Raw genomic sequence first — 18,702 nt, 5'->3', positions numbered from 1 at the left:
GCGGATACCGGTGCCGGGCTCTAGGCTGGCCGGGTGTCCAAATCGCCGGTGAGAGCACAGGCCAAGGGGGCTGAGCGGGTGGATGTACATCGCAATTCCGCTTTGGGCGAACAGGGCCCGAATGATGGTAGAGAAATGCTGAAAACGGGAGAAAAGGCGTCTTCGGGGGCGGAGGGGGCGACTGTGGCAAAGCAGGCTGAGGAGGCCGCGCCTGGTAAGACAGCCGCGTCCGCGAAGAAGGCCGCGTCCGCGAAGAAGGCCGCGTCCGCGGAGGGAGCTGCTTCTACGGAGAAGGTTCCTTCCGTGGAGAAGGCCGTTCCATCCGCGAAGAATGTGGCCTCAGTGAAGAAAGTCACTCCCGTAAAGAAGGCCACCGTCAAGAAAGCAGCAGAGAAGACGGCAGTTGCGAAGAAGGCTGTGCCGAAGAAGGCAGCTGTGAAGACGGCAGCCACAAAGAAGACGGCGGTGAAGAACGCGGCCGGGAAGAAGACGGCTGCCGGGAAACCCGCCGTCGGGAAAGCCCCCGTCGCGAAACCGCCGAGGCACGAGTCGCACACCGCGCTCGTCCGCCGGGCCCGCCGGATCAACCGCGAACTCGGCGAGGTGTACCCGTACGCCCACCCCGAGCTGGACTTCGAGAACCCCTTCCAGTTGCTGGTCGCCACGGTCCTGTCCGCTCAGACCACCGACCTCAGGGTCAACCAGACCACCCCCGTGCTTTTCGCCAAGTACCCCACGCCTGAGGACCTGGCCGTCGCCAACCCGGAGGAGGTCGAGGAGATCCTCCGGCCGTGCGGCTTCTTCCGGGCCAAGACCAGGTCGGTCATAGGGCTGTCCGCCGCGCTGACGGAGGAGTTCGGCGGCGAGGTCCCCGGCCGCCTGGAAGACCTCGTCAAGCTGCCCGGAGTCGGCCGCAAGACCGCCTTCGTGGTCCTCGGCAACGCCTTCGGACGGCCCGGGATCACCGTGGACACCCACTTCCAGCGGCTGGTGCGGCGCTGGCAGTGGACCGAGGAGACCGACCCCGACAAGATCGAGGCGGCGGTCGGCGCGCTGTTCCCCAGGAGCGAGTGGACGGACCTGTCGCACCACGTCATCTGGCACGGCCGCCGCATCTGCCACGCCCGCAAGCCCGCCTGCGGCGCCTGCCCCATCGCCCCGCTCTGCCCGGCGTACGGCGAGGGCGAGACCGACCCGGAGAAGGCGAAGAAGCTGCTGAAGTACGAGAAGGGCGGCTTCCCCGGCCAGCGGCTCAAGCCTCCGCAGTCCTACCTCGACGCCGGGGGCAGGCCGGCGCCTCCGCCGGCGGCCGGATGAGGCTCGGTCAACCCGACCCGGATGAGGGTCGGTCAACCCGACATTGACCGGCTGGAACGATCTCGGACCCGCGGGGCGTTGGATTCGGCAGAACGGGGGCGGCCATGACGCACACCAGCAAGAGGCAGACGGCAACGACGCAGACGGCGACGACGCAGACCACAAAGACAGAAACCACAACGCCAGAAACCACAAAGGCACAAGCCACGACGGCGCAGCCGGCGGGGATGCGGTCTGCGCCGGTGAGGACGCGGGCGAACGGATCGAATGCGAACGGATCGAATGCGCAGGGACCGGATACAGGCGGATCGGATACAGGCGGACCGGATACAGGCGGACCGGATACAGGCGGACCGGATTCGGGCGGATCGGATACGGACGGGACGCGTGCGGGCAGGTCGCGGGGGCCGCACGTGACGCCGCAGGCGCCGGGAACGCCCAGCAAGGACGGGCTGCCCGACTGGCTGGACCCGGTGGTGCACGTCGTCGAGACGGTCGAGCCGTTGCAGCTCAGCCGCTTCCTGCCGCCGCGGAACGGGGCCGGACGACAGTCGGCCGTACTGATCCTTTTCGGCGAGGGACGGCGGGGCCCTGAGCTGCTGCTCATGGAGCGGGCGAGTTCGCTGCGCTCGCACGCCGGCCAGCCCGCCTTCCCCGGTGGCGCCCTCGACCCCGAGGACGGCGACCCGACGGCCGACGGGCCGCTGCGGGCCGCTCTCCGCGAGGCCGAGGAGGAGACCGGGCTCGATCCCTCGGGCGTCCAGATCTTCGGTGTGCTGCCCAGGCTGTACATCCCGGTCAGCAGATTCGTCGTGACGCCGGTGCTCGGCTGGTGGCGCGAGCCCAGCCCGGTCGGTGTCGTCGACCCGAACGAGACCGCGCGGGTCTTCACGGTCCCCGTGGCGGATCTCACGGACCCGGCCAACAGAGCCACCACGGTCCACCCGAGCGGCCACCGAGGTCCGGCATTCCTGGTCGAATCGACGCTGGTCTGGGGGTTCACCGCCGGAGTCATCGACCGCCTGCTGCACTACGCGGGCTGGGAGCGGCCCTGGGACGAGGACAGGCAGGTCCCGCTCGACCGGTGGTCATGACAGGGTGGCCCCCGTGCTGTGTTTTCCCGGGGGGCTCCCCTCGGCACTCCGGCCGTGCCGGTCGGACCGGAGCGTGACGAGGCGAGGTTCCTGAACAAGTGAATGTGCTGGACATCCTGCTGCTGGTCGCTGCCGTGTGGTTCGCGATCGTGGGCTATCGCCAGGGCTTCGTCGTCGGCATCCTGTCGGTGATCGGCTTCCTCGGCGGCGGTCTCGTCGCGGTCTATGTGCTGCCCGTGATCTGGGCCGCCCTCACGGACCACGCCGAGGTCAATACGACCGCGGCCGTCGTCGCGGTGGTCGTCGTCATCGTCTGCGCCTCCGTCGGACAGGCCCTGACCACCCACCTCGGCAACAAGCTGCGCCGGTACATCACGTGGTCCCCGGCCCGCGCCCTGGACGCGACGGGCGGCGCGCTCGTCAACGTCGTCGCGATGCTGCTGGTCGCCTGGCTGATCGGCTCGGCCCTCGCGGGTACGACGCTGCCGACGCTCGGCAAGGAGGTCCGCAACTCCAAGGTGCTGCTCGGCGTCTCCCGGGCGCTGCCCACGCAGGCCGACACCTGGTTCGCCGACTTCTCCACGGTCCTCGCGCAGAACGGCTTTCCGCAGGTCTTCAGCCCGTTCTCGAACGAACCGATCACCGACGTCCAGCCGCCCGACCCGGCGCTGGCGGGCAGTCCCGTGGCCACCCGCGCCCAGCGCTCCATCGTGAAGGTGATGGGCACCGCCCAGAGCTGCGGCAAGGTCCTGGAGGGCACGGGCTTCGTCTTCGCCGACCGCCGCGTCATGACGAACGCGCATGTCGTCGGCGGCGTCGACGAGCCCACCGTGCAGATAGGCGGGGTCGGCCGCAGGTACGACGCGAAGGTCGTCCTCTACGACTGGCGGCGCGACATCGCCGTACTCGACGTACCGGACCTCGACGCCCCCGCCCTGCGGTTCACCTCCCAGGACGCGGTGAGCAGCGACAGCGCGATCGTCGCGGGCTTCCCGGAGAACGGGTCGTACGACGTCCGTGCCGCGCGCGTGCGTGGCCGCATCACGGCCAACGGTCCGGACATCTACCACCGCGGGACGGTCCGCCGCGACATCTATTCCCTGTACGCGACCGTCCGCCAGGGCAACTCCGGCGGCCCGATGCTCACGCCGGACGGCAAGGTGTACGGCGTGGTGTTCGCGAAGTCCCTCGACGACGCCGACACCGGGTACGCGCTCACGGCGGACGAGATCCAGCCGGACATCACCCGGGGGCTCACGGCGAAACAGCAGGTGGGAACCGACAACTGTGCCCTGTAGGACACCGGTGGCGCCCGTTCCCTGCCGGGCATCGGGGGTCGTGACCGGCCCCTCTTGCCGGAAGCCGGTCACCGGCCCCTCCTGCCGGACACCGGTCACCGTGCCCTTCAGGACACCGGCGACTCTGCCCGACGGGACCTCGCGGGACGGTCAGCTGCGGGAGTGACGCAGGCGTACCGAGACCCAGCGGGCCCGGCGGCGCAGAATACGCGGGATTCCCACCCGCGGGTCCGCGTCCGACGCCTGTGGCGTGCCCGGCCGGCGGTGGTCATGGCCACTCGCCGATCGGCGGCTGCGGGGTGCGTCACTGTAGTCGTGCGTCCATCCCATACCGGGACGTCTGCCCTTGCCCCAAGGTCGATAACCGCCCCGAAGACCCTCAATCGGCCTATGCGCCAGGCATGTGGCCGTCCGCTGGGACAGAGGTTCGGGTTCGGATACCGGGCGCATCGGCGCGGTCACCGATCGGGTTCGGGATCTTTCAGCCAATTGACGAGTTCGGCGGAGAAACCGGCTGGATCCTCCTCGTGCGGGAAGTGTCCCAGCCCGTCGAACAGCCGCCAGCGGTAGGGCGCTTCGACGTACTCGCCCGAGCCCGCCGCGCTACGGGTGCGCAGCACCGGGTCCAGCGAGCCGTGCAGATGCAGGGTGGGCACGCGCACCGGCCGCTTCATCCGGCGGTTGAACTGGATACCGTCCGGGCGGGCCAGCGACCGCACCATCCAGCGGTACGGCTCGATCGTGCAGTGCGCGGTGGAGGGGATGCACATCGCGCGCTGATACGTCTCCACCGCCTGCTCGTCCGGGGGCTGCGGCCCGGACCAGTCCCGGATCAGCCGGCCCACCAGCGCGCCGTCGTCGGCGGTGAGCTGCCGTTCGGGGACCCACGGCCGCTGGAAGCCCCAGATGTAGGAACCGGCGACCGTCTGCCGGGCATCCCGCAGCATCGCGGAACGCCAGCGCCGCGGGTGCGGCATCGAGACGACCGCCAGCCGCCTGACCAGCTTGGGACGCATCGCGGCGGCCGTCCACGCCAGATAGCCGCCCAGGTCGTGACCGACCAGCGCGGCGTCCGGCTCGCCCAGGGAACGGATCACGCCGGTGACGTCGAGGGCGAGGTTCGCGGGATCGTAACCGCGCGGGGTGCGGTCACTGCCGCCCACGCCCCGCAGATCCATGGCCACTGCACGGAAGCCCGCGTCGGCGAGCGCGACGAGTTGCTGCCGCCAGGTCCACCAGAACTGCGGGAAGCCGTGCAGCAGCAGCACCAGCGGACCGTCACCCAGTTCCGCCATGTGGAAGCGGGCGCCGTTCGCGGCGACGTCCCGGTGCGTCCAGGGACCTTCGATCCGTACGGCCGAATAAGCGGCGGGGTCCGTCATGACGACGAGCGTGCCACAGCCTCGATGGCCTCGGGCACCCGCTCGTGCGGCAGCTCCGGGCGCGGGTGCGGCTTGGCGTTCTGCAGGACGCCCGCCGTCTGCTTCATGGACGCGGCCACCTTCTGCGGGCCCTTGCCCTTCTTGGCCTTCTTGAAGAAGTAGGTGCTGAGCAGCGCGAGGAAGGCGGCGACCAGTACGTTCGCGGCGAAGGACAGCAGGAAGCAGAGGGCGAGGTTCCAGCCGGTCCAGGTCCGAATGCCGTACGCGAGCGCGAAGTTGAGCATCGGCAACGAGAACAGCAGGAGCAGGGCGGCCACCGTGAGCGCGCCCGTGCCCACGCCGCCGCGCTTGACGTCCTGCTTGAGCTGAGCCTTGGCCAGCGCGATCTCGTCGTGCACCAGGGCCGACATCTCGGCGGTCGCCGAGGCGACCAGCTGGCCGATGCTGCGTTCGGCGCCGACCGGGCTGCCGTCGGGTGCGCTCATCGCGGTCTCCCTCTCCTGCGTACGCCGCGCGTACGGATCCGTCTTCTGCCTGACTGCGTACGGTCCCGTCATTTGTACCGTCTCGTCAGATCATGCCGGACGGTCGTTCTCCTCGCCTGCCCCGCCCGGTACTTCGGACGGCCTGTGGCGTGCGTCGGTCATCTCCTTGGCCAGGCGCCGGTGCTCGGCCGCCTTGCGCTCGTGGATGGCGGCCATGCGCAGGTGGTAGGCGGGGTCGTCCTCCTCGTAGACGTCCGGGATGCCGTCGCTGTCCTCGTCCCGCTCCTCCTCCGCGCACAGCCGACGGTACTTGGCGTTGCGGATCTTCAGCAGCACCGTCGCACCCAGGGCTGCGATCAGCGATCCGCTCAGTACGGCCGCCTTGACCTCGTCGGTCAGCACTGCGTCGCCGGCGAAGGCGAGTTCCCCGATGAGCAGCGACACGGTGAAGCCGATGCCGGCGAGGCAGGCGAGCGCGAACACGTCGGCCCAGGCGAGGTCGTCGCTGAGCGAGGCCCGGGTGAAGCGCGCGGTCAGCCAGGTGCCGCCGAAGATGCCGACCGTCTTGCCGACGACCAGGCCGAGCACCACCCCCAGGGTCTCCGGCTGGGTGAACACGTCCCCGAGCGCGCGCGCCGAGACGGACACGCCGGCGCTGAACAACGCGAACAGCGGCACGGCGAGCCCTGCCGACAGCGGGCGCACGAGGTGTTCGATCCGCTCACCGGGTGACCGGTCTTCACCCGCGTGGGTGGTGCAACGCAGCATCAGGCCCATCGCCACACCCGCGATGGTCGCGTGGACGCCGCTGTTGTACATCAGGGCCCAGATCACGACCGCGAGCGGTACGTACACGTACCAGCCGCGCACTCCCTTGCGCAGCAGCACCCAGTAGACGACGAGTCCGGCCACCGCGCCGCCGAGCGCCGTGTAGTCGAGCCGACTGGTGTAGAAGACGGCAATGATCAGGATCGCGAACAGGTCGTCGACGACGGCGAGCGTCAGCAGGAAGGCACGCAGGGCGCTCGGCAGGGAGGTGCCGATGACCGCGAGTACGGCCAGCGCGAACGCGATGTCGGTGGCGGTCGGCACGGCCCAGCCCCGGAGCGAGCCGCCGTCGGCCAGATTGGTGAGGGTGTAGACGAGGGCCGGCGCGGCCATCCCGCACAGCGCCGCGATGACGGGCAGCACGGCGGCTTTCCGGTCCCGCAGGTCACCGGCGACGAGTTCACGTTTGAGTTCGATACCGGCGACGAAGAAGAAGACCGCGAGCAGTCCGTCGGCGGCCCAGTGGGCGACGGAGAGGTTCAGACCGAGGGGCGCGAGTCCCAGGCGGAAGTGGCTGACGCTCGTATAGCTGTGCCCCAGCGCCGGAATGTTCGCCCAGATCAGCGCGGTGATCGCGGCGGCCAGCAGCAGTACGCCGCCCACCGTCTCGGTCCGCAGGGCGTCCGCGACGAACCTCCGCTCGGGCAGCGACAGCCGGCCGAGGACCTTGCGAGCGGTGACGGTGCGGGGCGCGGTCACGGGGGAGACCTCCGGTGGGTGGGCACGGCAGAACACATGCCGACCAGACTTCCCGGCGCACCTTGAAAACCTTTTCGAATCTTGACGCTTTCCATATTTTACTCGACGCGCTGCATGGATCTTTCGGGTTAACGCCGTTTTGGTCCTTGGGCAGGGCGATTTTTCGTGTGTGAGATGTATGAGCTGTACGGCACGGTAAGTCTCATATGTCGAGCCGTGGGCGGCGAGAGGTGCGGGCCGCGAGATGGACGGGCCGCGAGATGTGCGGGTAGCGAGCTGTACGGGCGCCAAGTCGTACGGGTGGGCGAGCGGTACCTGCGTCAAGCCGTATGGGCTTGAGTTGTACGAACGTCCAGCCGTATGGGCAGCGAGCCGTACGTGTGGCGAACTGTTCGTGTGGCGGGCTGTTCGCGGCACGTACGTACGCGGCAGGGACGCCCCTTTCTCGGGACGCCCCTGCCGGTGGCGGCCTTCCTTGGCCGTGGTGCTTCCGTGGCGCTTCTGCCAGGTGCTCAGTCCTCGCTCGGTGCTGCCGGGAGCTTCTGCTGGATGAAGTCCATGACGGTCGAGTCCGTCAGCGTGGTGACGTCGCCGAGCTGGCGGTTCTCCGCGACGTCGCGCAGCAGACGGCGCATGATCTTCCCGGAGCGGGTCTTCGGCAGTTCCGCCACCGGCAGGATCCGCTTCGGCTTGGCGATGGGGCCGAGCGTGGCGCCGACGTGATTGCGCAGGTCGTTGACCAGGTTCTCGTCCTCGGACGCCGTACCGCGCAGGATCACGAAGGCGACGATCGCCTGTCCCGTCGTCTCGTCCGCCGCGCCGACCACGGCCGCCTCGGCGACCGACGGGTGGGAGACCAGCGCGGACTCGACCTCGGTCGTCGAGATGTTGTGCCCGGACACGAGCATCACGTCGTCGACGCGGCCGAGGAGCCAGATGTCCCCGTCCTCGTCCTTCTTCGCCCCGTCACCGGCGAAGTACTTGCCCTCGAACCGCGACCAGTAGGTGTCCAGGAACCGCTGGTCGTCACCCCAGATGGTGCGCAGCATCGACGGCCACGGCTCGGTGAGCACGAGGTAGCCACCACCGCCGTTGGGCACCTCGTTCGCCTCGTCGTCCACGACCGTGGCGGAGATGCCGGGCAGCGGTCGCTGCGCGGAGCCCGGCTTGGCCTCGGTGACGCCGGGCAGCGGGGAGATCATCATCGCGCCGGTCTCGGTCTGCCACCAGGTGTCCACGACCGGGGTCCGGTCGGCGCCGATGTGCTTGCGGTACCAGACCCAGGCCTCGGGGTTGATCGGCTCGCCCACGGACCCCAGCACGCGCAGGCTGCTGAGATCGAACTTCGCGGGGATGTCGTCGCCCCACTTCATGAACGTGCGGATGGCGGTCGGCGCCGTGTACAGGATCGTCACCCCGTACTTCTGCACGATCTCCCAGAACCGGCCCTGGTGCGGGGTGTCCGGCGTGCCCTCGTACATGACTTCGGTGGCGCCGTTGGCCAGCGGCCCGTAGACGATGTAGGAATGCCCGGTCACCCAGCCGACGTCGGCCGTGCACCAGTACACGTCCGTCTCCGGCTTGAGGTCGAAGACGGCGTGATGGGTGTACGCCGCCTGCGTGAGGTAGCCGCCTGAGGTGTGCAGGATGCCCTTCGGCTTACCCGTCGTGCCGGACGTGTAGAGGATGAACAGCGGGTGCTCCGCCTCGAACGCCTCCGGCGTGTGCTCGGCGGACTGCCGCTCGACGATCTCGTGCCACCACACATCGCGCTCGTCGTGCCAGGCGACCTCCTGGCCGGTGCGGCGGACGACCAGTACGTGCTCCACGTTGTCCACGCGCTCGACCGCGTCGTCCACGGCCGGCTTGAGCGCGGACGGCTTGCCGCGCCGCCAGCCGCCGTCGGAGGTGATGACGACCTTGGCGTCAGCATCCTGGATGCGGGTGGCGAGGGCTTCCGCCGAGAAGCCGCCGAAGACGACCGAGTGCGCGGCGCCGATACGGGCCGAGGCCAGCATCGCGATCGCGGTCTCCGGGATCATCGGCATGTAGATGGCGACCCGGTCACCCGCGCGGACCCCCAACTCCAGCAGCGCGTTGGCGGCCTTGGAGACCTCGTCCTTCAGTTCGGCGTAGGTGATCGCGCGGCTGTCGCCGGGCTCGCCCTCGAAATGGATGGCGACGCGGTCGCCGTGCCCCGCCTCGACATGGCGGTCCACGCAGTTGTACGCGACGTTCAGCCGGCCGTCCTTGAACCACTTGGCGAACGGCGGGTTCGACCAGTCCAACGTCTCCGCGGGCTGCACGGCCCAGGACAGTCGGCGGGCTTGCTCGGCCCAGAAGCCGAGCCTGTCGGCCTTGGCCTGTTCGTACGCCTCAGCCGTGACGTTGGCGTGCGCGGCCAGGTCAGCGGGCGGCGCGAAGCGTCGCTCCTCCTTCAACATGTTGGCGATGGACGGACGCTCGTTGCTCATTTCCGGGACTCCCAACACGCCGACTGTTTTGTCATGTGGTTTAGACCAATTGTCGTTTGGCATCATCCGGCCGTGGCGGCTTCCTGGTCAACCTCTCTGATCCTGGCACTTCCGGGCAGGCATGAGAAAGCCTCGACCGGTGGTGTCCGGCTGAGGCTCCGCCCCGTGCCGGCAGTCAGGCGCCGGATGCGCCCGCCTTCATCGCGCTGAGGAAAGCTTTCCGGGCCGGGGCGGGCGGCGTCGGGGCGGGGCTGGCCGCACCGGACCGGGGCGGGCGGGGTCGGGGCGAGGCGGGGCGGGGCGAGGCGAGGCGGGCGCCTCGCCCCGCGGGGTGGCCTTGGGTCCCGGAACACGCCGACACCCGTCCGTGCGTCCTCGGCGCAGCGCTTTTAGCGCCGCTGTGGGAGGAGGTACGCCAGTTCAGAGTGTTGACGTTGTGCATCGGGGCGCGGGGCGTGCGTGGCGCGTGTGACGTCTGTGATGCCTATGACGCCTGTGATTGCATGTTGCTTTCTTTCCCGTCATTCTTCCCTTTCCCCTCCCCCTCCCACCCGCCCCGCCCCCTCCCGCCCCTCGCGTTTCTGCCCCATTCACTGCGCCTCCGGCGCCGGCCGGTCGATTTCGAGGCGCCTCGGCCCGCCCCGCTGACATTGCCCGGCCCTTCGCCCCGGTCACACGGGGCCGGGCAACTCCTCCGTGCCGGGCACGCGCTGGAACACCTCCTCCTCGACCGCGCCACCCAGCAGATACGCCTGTGCCTCGCCCACATGGAAATACATCCCGTGCAGCTCCAACGCACCCGCGGTCCGTGCCCGCGCCACCGAGTCATGGGCCTGCAGATGCTTTAGTTGCTGGACCACATTGGTCAGGCAGAGCTGTTCCAGCGCGTCGGCCGCTGCTTGCCCGGCCAGCCGCGCCTGAGGACGGCTGCCGTCTGCCATCCTCTGCAGGCTCGGCTGCCCGTGACGCAGCCACCGGCCGAGCGGCGACCGCCCGTTCTCCTGGGCGGAGTCGAGCAGCGCCTGCATGGCTCCGCACCCGGAGTGCCCGCACACCGTGATGGAGCGCACCTTCAGCACATCCACCGCGTACTCGATCGCGGCCGCCACCGAGTCGTCGCCGCCCTCCGCGCCAGGCAGCGGTACCAGGTTGCCGACGTTGCGGACGACGAAGAGGTCGCCGGGACCACTGGAGGTGATCATCGACGTGACGAGCCGCGAGTCGGCGCAGGTGAGGAAGAGTTGGGACGGACACTGCCCCTCCCGCGCCAGGCGCGCCAGTTCGCTCCGTACCAGAGGTGCGGTGTTGCGCTGGAACGCGCCGATCCCACGTGCCAGTTCACGCCCACCGGAACTGTGGGCAGCGTCGGCAATGCTGCCCACGCCGATATCCCTTTCGGCACCCGTACCCGTTTCCGTGTCGGTGCCGGTGTGGTCACCGTTGCTGATGTGGGCGCCGGTGCGTGTGTGACCACCGGTACAGGTGCCACGGTCGGTTCCGGCGAGCGAGCCCGAGGCGGGACCCTGGACCCGGCCGGAACCGGAGCCGGAGTCGAAGGCCGTGACTGGGCGCAAGCCCGAACCGTGGATCGAGCCCGACCGGCAGCCGGAGCCCGTGGCTGGACCGAAGCCCATACCCGCGCCGATGCCCGTACCCGTACCCGTGTCTGTCCCCGCGCCCGTGCCTGCTGCCTCCGCCGGCGAACCAGCTGCCCCACGGGAACCCGCTGCCGAACCGGCTACTGAGCCGGAGCCCGACCCAGCTACGGAGCCCGAACCCGCCCCGGCTGCTGAGCCGGAATCCGATACCGCGCCCGCCCCTGTGGCCGAGCCCGAGCCCGAACGCGGCTCCGCACGGCGCCCCGAGTCCAGATCGCTTCCCGGGCCCACACCGGTATCTGACCCCGTACCGATACCGGTGCCGGACGCTGTCGAGCCCAGCCCGGAGCCGGAACCAAAGCCGGAGCCGGCGAGGGCCAGGCCCGTGCTAGCGCCGGAATCGCTGCCTCCGTCGCTATCGCCCCCAGCCGAGCCATCTCTTCCGTCACCGACGCCGCCCCCACTGCCGAAACCACCCCCCGCTCTGTCAGTGCTGTCCCCCTGCCCGACACCGTCAGTGGCCAGGTACCCGAAGCTGCTGCCTCCCCCCTGCCCGACCCCGTCAGAAGCCGAGCCCCCGTTGCCGCTGCCGCCCAGCGCCCCGGCCTCATCAGGAGCCCGGCCCCCGTCGCCGTCACCACCAGACAGGCGCCCCCGATCGTCCTGCCTGCCCCGCATGCCCTGCCCGCCCTGACCGTCGGACGGCATGACGCACTGATGGTTGCGCCAAGGTGTCCAGGGTCGGCAGTGGCATTGGGCGGAGGCGGTCCGGGTACTGGACCGCAGCCCCGTGCGACAGCCGGTCAGCTCGGCGGTGCCGCCCTGCCCGGTGTGCGAGGCCCGCCAGTCCTGCAGTGACTCGTACGCCGCATGGTCCATGAACGAACCGTCCAACTCCACCACGGCGCGCGCGCCTTGGGGTACGAGATGCAGGGCCCGGCTGAGTCGGGGCACCGCCAGGAACGTCAACTGTCCGCGTACGTGTACGTGATGGACTCCTCCCTTCTCTTCATGCGTGATACGAGTGCGCGCCAGGCGGTGCATGGCGACGGCGACGGCCACGGCGACGCCGAGCACCACGCCCTCCAGGACGCCCAGGAACACCACGCCGAGTGTGGTGACGGCGTACACCAGCACTTCTCTGTGGCGGGTCACCGTGCGAATGTGGTGCAGCGACACCATCTGGATGCCGATGGCCATCACCAGGGCGGCGAGTGAGGCGAGCGGGATGAGGTCCAGGACCGGAACCATCAGCAGCGCGGCGACTACTACGAAAACGCCGTGCAGCATCGTGGAGTTCCGGCTCACGGCACCGGATTGCACATTCGCCGAACTGCGCACCGCGACGCCTGCCACCGGCAGCCCGCCGAGTGCCCCGGAGACGATGTTGGCTGAGCCCTGTCCGAGGAGTTCCCGGTTCAGGTCGGAACGGCCGACGTGAGGCTTCGGCCCGCGGCGGGCGGCGGCCATCTTGTCCACGGCGACCGCGCCGAGCAATGACTGCACGCTGCACACCAGCGTGGTGGTGAAGACGGCGGCGGCCAGGCCGAGCACCGGCCCCTCGGGCAGTCCGGCCAGGGCGTGGCTGCTCCAGGACGGCAGGTCGACCGTGGGCAGGACAAGGCCGGTGAAGGAGGCGGTCGCGGTGGCGCCGGTGACGGCCACGAGGGCGGCCGGAATTCTGCGCAGCAGCCGGCCCGGCCTGCCAGGCAGCCGTGGCCAGGTCAGGAGCAGGACAAGCGTCAGGGCGCTCATCGACACCGCGCCGGGATGCAGCCCGGCCAACTGGGCGGGCAGCGCGAGGATGTTGTCGATGACGGCGCTCTGCGGAGTGCCCCCCAGTACGACGTGCAGCTGGGCGATGGCGATGGTCACGCCGATGCCGGCGAGCATGCCGTGCACCACGGCAGGGCTGACGGCAAGGGCGGTCCGGGCCACGTGCAGGCAGCCCAGGCCCAGTTGAGCGAGGCCGGCGAGGACGGTGATGGCGCACGTCGTACGCCATCCGTAGCGGTGGATCAGGTCGGCGGTGACGACCGTGAGTCCGGCGGCCGGGCCGCTGACCTGGAGCGGGCTGCCGCCGAGCCGTCCGGCGACGATCCCGCCGACGGCGGCGGCGACCAGTCCGGCCTGGAGCGGGGCGCCGGTGGCGAGGGCGATGCCGAGCGACAGCGGGAGGGCGATCAGGAACACCGCGATCGATGCGGACAGGTCGGCACCGGCGAGCCGGAACCGGCGGGCCGGGCCCGGCGGCGGGCTGTGTGGTTCGTGCAGGTGCTCGGGCTGGGTGTGGACGCAGGCTGACATGTTTCCCGTCTCCTCCGGGGCAGCGTGGTCGCGGAAGGGGGTCCCGTCGACGACGGGGGCGGGCGTGGCCGTGGGATACGGCGTGCAGCGGCGGCATGAACCAACGTTGGGTAAACGAATCGTAATTCAGAGTAAAGGTCATGCATGTATTTTCTGTGCAAATGGGGCATGGCTTCACCTATTGAGGTGAAGCGCGCTGCTTATCGGCTTGTCGTATTAATTCCTTCTCGGTCCCGTGCGACCTTGGCGGCGCTGTCGGTACACCCCGGCACATCGCCAGAAAACGCCTGACCAGCGTTTGCCTGAGAGAAGGAAGAAGGTGGGCGGAACATGGCCACCCCCCAGAAGATCGTCGTGGGCGCCATGGTCGCCGCGGCGTGTGCCGCGTCGCTCGCCGGTTGCGCGACCGGCTCCGGGCGTTCGAAGGAGGGGGCGTCCGGCCCGCAGCAGGGGGCGCCGGCGCCCAACAGTGTGCTCCGTCTCATCGGCGACGGATCCACCGCCTACACCGGGGTGCAGCCCCACCTGCCCAGACCCGAACGCCTCAAGTCCGGCGAGAAGCCGCCGCAGTTCGTGGTGTTCTCCTGGGACGGCGCCGGCGAGGACAGCCAGAAGCTGTTCTCCCACTTCCGCAAGGTCGCCAAGGCCAACAATGCGTCCATGACGTTCTTCCTCAGCGGCGTGTACATGCTGCCGGAGGAGAAACGCGACCTCTACCGACCCCCGCAGCACTCACCGGGCCGCTCCGACATCGGCTTCAACGACGAACAGGGAATCACCGACACCATCAAGCAGCTGCGCCTCGCCTGGTTGGAGGGCAACGAGATCGGCACCCACTTCAACGGCCACTTCTGCGGTCCCGACGGCGGGGTCGGCGAGTGGTCGGTGGAGGACTGGAAGAGCGAGATCGCCCAGGCCAAGCAGTTCGTGAAGAACTGGAAGACCAACAGCGGACTGACGAAGTCGGCGCCGCTGCCCTTCGACTACGACAAGGAACTGATCGGCGCCCGCACCCCTTGCCTCGAAGGTCAGAAGAACTTCATGAAGGCGGCCCGTGAACTGGGCTTCCGCTACGACACCAGCGGTGTCGACGACCAGGTCTGGCCCAAGAAGAAGGAGGGGCTGTGGGACCTGTCGATGCAGCTCGTGCCCTTCCCCGGCCACACCTACGAGCAACTGACCATGGACTACAACTTCATGATCAGCCAGTCCGGCACCTCGACCCAGGGCGACCCAGACAAGCACGACTACTGGGGCGATCAGATGCGGGACGGCCTGCTCCAGGGCTTCCAGCGGGCCTACAACGGCAACCGCGCCCCTCTCGTGATCGGCAACCACTTCGAGTCCTGGAACGGTGGCACCTACATGCGTGCCATCGACGAGGTCGTCGAGCAGGTGTGCAACAAGCCGGAGGTGCGCTGCGTGTCCTTCCGGCAACTGGCCGACTGGCTGGACGCTCAGGACCCGCAGACGCTGGCCAAGCTGCGCACCCTGGAGGTGGGCCAGGCGCCCAAACAGGGCTGGGCGTCCTTCCTCTCTGCCCGCCCCGCCCCGGCCCCGAAGGGAGCGCCCGGGGCGCCGGCGGCGAAGCAGTAGGCCTCACGCGGGGGCGGCCACGCCCTCGCCGAGCACGAAGGCGGGGTCGACCTGCGCGGCCAGGTCGGCCCCGGTGCGCTCGTTCGCCCAGGCCTCGGCGTTCTTCAGATGGAAGTGCACCATCTGGCGGGTGTAGTGCTCCCAGTCCCGCAGCTCGTACCTCGCGTCGGCGGCGGTCCGGAGTGCGCCCAGGGCGTGGCGGTTGGCGTCCTCCAGCAGTTCGAACCGGGGCGGTCGGCCTTTCTCCATGGCGCGCACCCAGTCCGAATGCCCGACGGTGACGAGCAGGTCGTCGCCGACCTCCGCGCGGAGGAAGTCGAGGTCGTCCTGGCCCTGCACCTTGTTGCCGACGACTCGCAGTGCGACGCCGAAGTCGCGGGCGTACTCCTTGTACTGGCGATAGACGGAGACTCCCTTCCGGGTCGGTTCGGCGACGAGGAACGTGATGTCGAAGCGGGTGAACATCCCGGAGGCGAAGGAGTCCGAACCGGCGGTCATGTCGACCACGACGTACTCGTCGCGGCCGTCGACGAGGTGGTTGAGGAACAGCTCCACCGCTCCGGTCTTGGAGTGGTAGCAGGCGACCCCCAGGTCGGCGTCCGTGAAGGGCCCGGTGACCATCAAACGGACGGCGCCGCCGTCGAGTTCCACCGGTCGCGCACAGGCGTCGTAGACCGGGTTGGGTTCGCGCACCCGGACCAGCCGTGAGCCCTCGCCGGGCGGGGTCGTCTTGATCATCGTCTCGGCTGAGGTGATGCGCGGGTTCGCACCACGCAGATGGTTCTTGATCAGTGGCAGCTGTCCGCCCATCGCGGGCAGTGCGGCCGCTTCCGCCTCGTCGAGGCCGAGGGCGGCGCCCAGGTGCTGGTTGATGTCGGCGTCGATGGCGAGGACCGGTGCGCCCGTGGCCGCGAGATGGCGGACGAAGAGGGAGGAGAGCGTGGTCTTGCCGCTTCCCCCCTTCCCGACGAAAGCAATTTTCATGTTCACGAAGCGTAGTGATGCGATCACTGTACGGGGCATGCTGTGGGGAGAAGACCACTCCTTCGTGGGGTGGTGATCGAAGGGGGTGCGAAGTCTCAGGGGCGGCGGCCGGGGTATGGCGGGCGCGTAGTGTCGTACTCATGAGTACGACAGGCGCGACCACCGATCCGCTCGCGACCCTGGGCGCGCTGCCCGGTGTGCCCGAGTCCGTGGAGTCCGTACGCAAGGCCGTGGACCGCGTCTACGGGCACCGGATCATGCGCCGCCGCAGCAACGAGATCACCTCCGAGGCGGCGCTGCGCGGTGCCCGCGGCTCCGCCGCGCTGTCCGGTGCCGACTGGGCCCTGGAGGAGGTGCGGCGGCGCACCGACTTCAGCGCCGACGACGAGGCGCGCATGCTGGGCGCGGCCCTCAGGCTGACCGCGGAGACGGGACAACTGCTGTCCATCTGGCGGCAGTCGCCGCTGCGGGTGCTGGCCCGGCTGCACCTGGTCGCCGCCGCGGGCCGCGCGGACGCGGTGGGCCGGCCGCGGCAGGACGGCGAGTCCGTCGACGAGCCGCTGATCGAACTGCCGCTGCCCCGCGCGGACGAGGTTTCCGGCCGCATGGAGGGACTCGCGGAGCTGATCGTCGCGGGGAGCACCGCGCCCGCGCTGGTGACGGCGGCCGTCGTGCACGGCGAACTGCTCGCGCTGCGCCCCTTCACCTCCCACAACGGCCTGGTCGCGCGCGCGGCCGGGCGGATCGTCCTGGTCGGCAGCGGCCTCGACCCCAAGTCGGTCTGCCCTGCCGAGGTCGGCCACGCGGAACTGGGCCGCGCGGCCTACCTGGCGGCCCTCGACGGCTACCTCTCCGGCACCCCGGCGGGCATGTCCGGCTGGATCGCCCATTGCGGCAGGGCGGTCGAACTGGGGGTACGCGAGTCGACGGCGGTGTGCGAGGCGCTGCAGCGCGGAGCCGCCTGAGAACGGCGCGGAGCCCGGGAGCCGCCACGAGGCGCCTCAGCCCCTACGGGGTCGCTCGTCCGCCGCAGGCTCGCTCATCCGCCCAGGGTGCTGTCCGGCCGCCACGGGGCTGTTCGGTGGCCGCAGGGTCGCTCACAGAAATGCGGCGGTACGAGTCCTCGTACCGCCGCTGGCATGTCCACCGGGTTACCAGGCGTCCTCGAAATGCTGCCCATCAGGCCGGGAACTTCGCCCGTCACCTGGTGCGGCTGGCCCGTAATCGACGGGTCGACGTCGCGTGGGTGCCCAGTGTTCATGCTCGGTCCGTGGGGCCGAATGCGTTTTAAAGGTGATCCTTTATGGATGCCCTTTGGTCTCGCGGGCCGTTTAATCCTTTGTACTGCACACCTGAAGCCAGTGGAACCCCCAGCCGGGGTTCTTTACTTTTAGGTTCAAATGCCTACGGACCGGGCAGCAGGTCAGGCGACCGAGCCGCGGCGCCGGTTCGCGTACCACATCAGCCCCGCGGTGGCCGCCGCCGCGCCTATCGCCGCCGCGACCAGGACCGGACGCGGCGGCGCCGACAGTGAGGGCAGCCGCTGCTTGAGCCGCACCGGCCGATGGAAGTCCAGAACCGGCCACCCGCGCGCGAGTGCCTCGCGGCGCAGTGTCCGGTCGGGATTGACGGCGTGCGGGTGCCCGACCGTTCCGAGCATCGGCAGGTCGGTCGCCGAGTCGCTGTAGGCGTAGCAGCGGGCGAGGTCGTACCCCTCGGACTCAGCCAGTTCCTTGATCGCCTCGGCCTTGGTCGGCCCGTACGCGTAGTACTCCACCTCCCCGGTGAAGCAGCCGTCGTCGCCCACGACCATGCGGGTGGCCACCACCCGGTCGGCGCCGAGCAGTTCGCCGATCGGCTCGACCACCTCGGCGCCCGACGTGGACACGATCACCACGTCGCGCCCGGCCGTGTGGTGTTCCTCGATGAGGGAGGCAGCCTCGTCGTAGATGATCGGGTCGATCAGGTCGTGCAGGGTCTCGGCGACGATCTCCTTCACCTGCTGGACGTTCCAGCCGCGGCACAGGGCGGACAGATACTCGCGCATCCGCTCCATCTGGTCGTGGTCCAAGCCGCCGACCAAGAAGACGAACTGTGCGTATGCGGTACGCAGTGCGGTCCTGCGGTTGATCAGTCCGCCTTGGTAGAACGACTTGCTGAACGTGAGGGTGCTCGACTTCGCAATGACCGTCTTGTCCAGGTCAAAGAAGGCTGCTGTGCGGTGCAAGGAGTGGTTTTCCACGACTCCGAGCATAGGCGCCCACCATTCGGCGTAAGGTGGGGCGCGTGGGTTTGCCTGAGATGGCTCTCGGGTACACCATGGAAGTCACGGATCGTTCGCGACCGTGCTAACCCGGTCCGACTCCTCCCCCCCCCGAGTCGGCCGTGGGGACGACCCCCGCTCTCCCCCCCGGCGGGGGTCGTCGCATGTCCAGGTGGGTTTTCGCTTCTTCGTCCGGCTGTGAGATCACGAGCGGGTGTGTGTGAAGAGTGAATTGTCATGCTCATGATTGATTACGATGGGTAGTCGAAGGGGTGCTCTGTGGGAGTCGTACGGCGGCTCGTGCGGGCTCACCGGTATGGGTGACGGCGATATTCACAACCACTGAGTTGTCCACAGTTCTCCACCAAGATCCACAT

The 18,702-nt window shown here is 69.3% G+C and carries 13 protein-coding genes; 5 read left to right on the top strand and 8 right to left on the bottom strand.

Annotated elements, in window-relative coordinates:
• Positions 1-135: 135 nt before the first annotated feature.
• From nth to ACFYPJ_RS04880, 3 genes are all read left to right on the top strand, one after another.
• The gene (gene nth / locus ACFYPJ_RS04890) at positions 136-1,317 is read left to right on the top strand and encodes an endonuclease III (protein WP_389010560.1); all 1,182 of its coding nucleotides are present in this window, start codon (positions 136-138) and stop codon (positions 1,315-1,317) included.
• A 413-nt stretch (positions 1,318-1,730) separates the two neighbouring features.
• Positions 1,731-2,411 (top strand): NUDIX hydrolase, encoded by a 681-nt coding sequence (locus ACFYPJ_RS04885; RefSeq protein ID WP_389010557.1) that lies wholly within the window; start codon positions 1,731-1,733, stop codon positions 2,409-2,411.
• 98 nt (positions 2,412-2,509) lie between these two features.
• A complete protein-coding gene (locus ACFYPJ_RS04880) occupies positions 2,510-3,709 on the top strand; it encodes a MarP family serine protease (RefSeq protein WP_389010554.1) in 1,200 nt (399 codons plus the stop codon).
• Between the two features lie 150 nt (positions 3,710-3,859).
• Here ACFYPJ_RS04880 and ACFYPJ_RS04875 read toward each other — a convergent pair whose 3' ends face one another.
• From ACFYPJ_RS04875 to ACFYPJ_RS04850, 6 genes are all read right to left on the bottom strand, one after another.
• Positions 3,860-4,039: a hypothetical protein gene (locus tag ACFYPJ_RS04875; protein ID WP_389010551.1), complete on the bottom strand. Its 180-nt coding sequence runs from the start codon at positions 4,037-4,039 to the stop codon at positions 3,860-3,862.
• Between the two features lie 128 nt (positions 4,040-4,167).
• Positions 4,168-5,091 carry an alpha/beta fold hydrolase gene (locus ACFYPJ_RS04870; protein ID WP_389010548.1) on the bottom strand — a complete coding sequence of 308 codons (924 nt, stop codon included), beginning with the start codon at positions 5,089-5,091 and terminating at the stop codon, positions 4,168-4,170.
• Complete coding sequence (locus tag ACFYPJ_RS04865; RefSeq protein WP_389010545.1) at positions 5,088-5,576, bottom strand: phage holin family protein; 489 nt, start codon at positions 5,574-5,576, stop codon at positions 5,088-5,090. The genes ACFYPJ_RS04870 and ACFYPJ_RS04865 overlap by 4 nt, the downstream gene beginning before the upstream one ends.
• Before the next feature lie 90 nt (positions 5,577-5,666).
• A complete protein-coding gene (gene nhaA / locus ACFYPJ_RS04860) occupies positions 5,667-7,103 on the bottom strand; it encodes a Na+/H+ antiporter NhaA (protein WP_389010542.1) in 1,437 nt (478 codons plus the stop codon).
• A gap of 512 nt (positions 7,104-7,615) precedes the next feature.
• Positions 7,616-9,577: an acetate--CoA ligase gene (gene acs / locus ACFYPJ_RS04855; RefSeq protein ID WP_389010540.1), complete on the bottom strand. Its 1,962-nt coding sequence runs from the start codon at positions 9,575-9,577 to the stop codon at positions 7,616-7,618.
• Positions 9,578-10,248: 671 nt separating this feature from the next.
• Positions 10,249-13,482, bottom strand: coding sequence for a bifunctional SulP family inorganic anion transporter/carbonic anhydrase (locus ACFYPJ_RS04850; RefSeq protein ID WP_389010537.1), 3,234 nt, complete (start codon positions 13,480-13,482; stop codon positions 10,249-10,251).
• A 330-nt stretch (positions 13,483-13,812) separates the two neighbouring features.
• Between ACFYPJ_RS04850 and ACFYPJ_RS04845 the strand changes: the two genes are divergently transcribed.
• Positions 13,813-15,078 carry a hypothetical protein gene (locus tag ACFYPJ_RS04845; RefSeq protein ID WP_389010534.1) on the top strand — a complete coding sequence of 422 codons (1,266 nt, stop codon included), beginning with the start codon at positions 13,813-13,815 and terminating at the stop codon, positions 15,076-15,078.
• Between the two features lie 3 nt (positions 15,079-15,081).
• Here ACFYPJ_RS04845 and ACFYPJ_RS04840 read toward each other — a convergent pair whose 3' ends face one another.
• On the bottom strand, positions 15,082-16,062 hold the full coding sequence (locus tag ACFYPJ_RS04840) for an ATP-binding protein (protein WP_389010531.1): 981 nt from the start codon (positions 16,060-16,062) through the stop codon (positions 15,082-15,084).
• Positions 16,063-16,202: 140 nt separating this feature from the next.
• Between ACFYPJ_RS04840 and ACFYPJ_RS04835 the strand changes: the two genes are divergently transcribed.
• A complete protein-coding gene (locus ACFYPJ_RS04835) occupies positions 16,203-17,027 on the top strand; it encodes a Fic family protein (RefSeq protein WP_389010528.1) in 825 nt (274 codons plus the stop codon).
• Positions 17,028-17,485: 458 nt separating this feature from the next.
• On the opposite strand, the gene ACFYPJ_RS04830 is transcribed toward ACFYPJ_RS04835, so the two are convergent.
• Positions 17,486-18,316 (bottom strand): HAD family hydrolase, encoded by an 831-nt coding sequence (locus ACFYPJ_RS04830; RefSeq protein WP_389010525.1) that lies wholly within the window; start codon positions 18,314-18,316, stop codon positions 17,486-17,488.
• Positions 18,317-18,702: the final 386 nt, after the last annotated feature.

The organism is Streptomyces sp. NPDC006012 (genome assembly GCF_042871185.1).
Taxonomy (GTDB): Bacteria; Actinomycetota; Actinomycetes; order Streptomycetales; family Streptomycetaceae; genus Streptomyces.
This window is presented reverse-complemented; position numbering and strand designations above follow the sequence as displayed.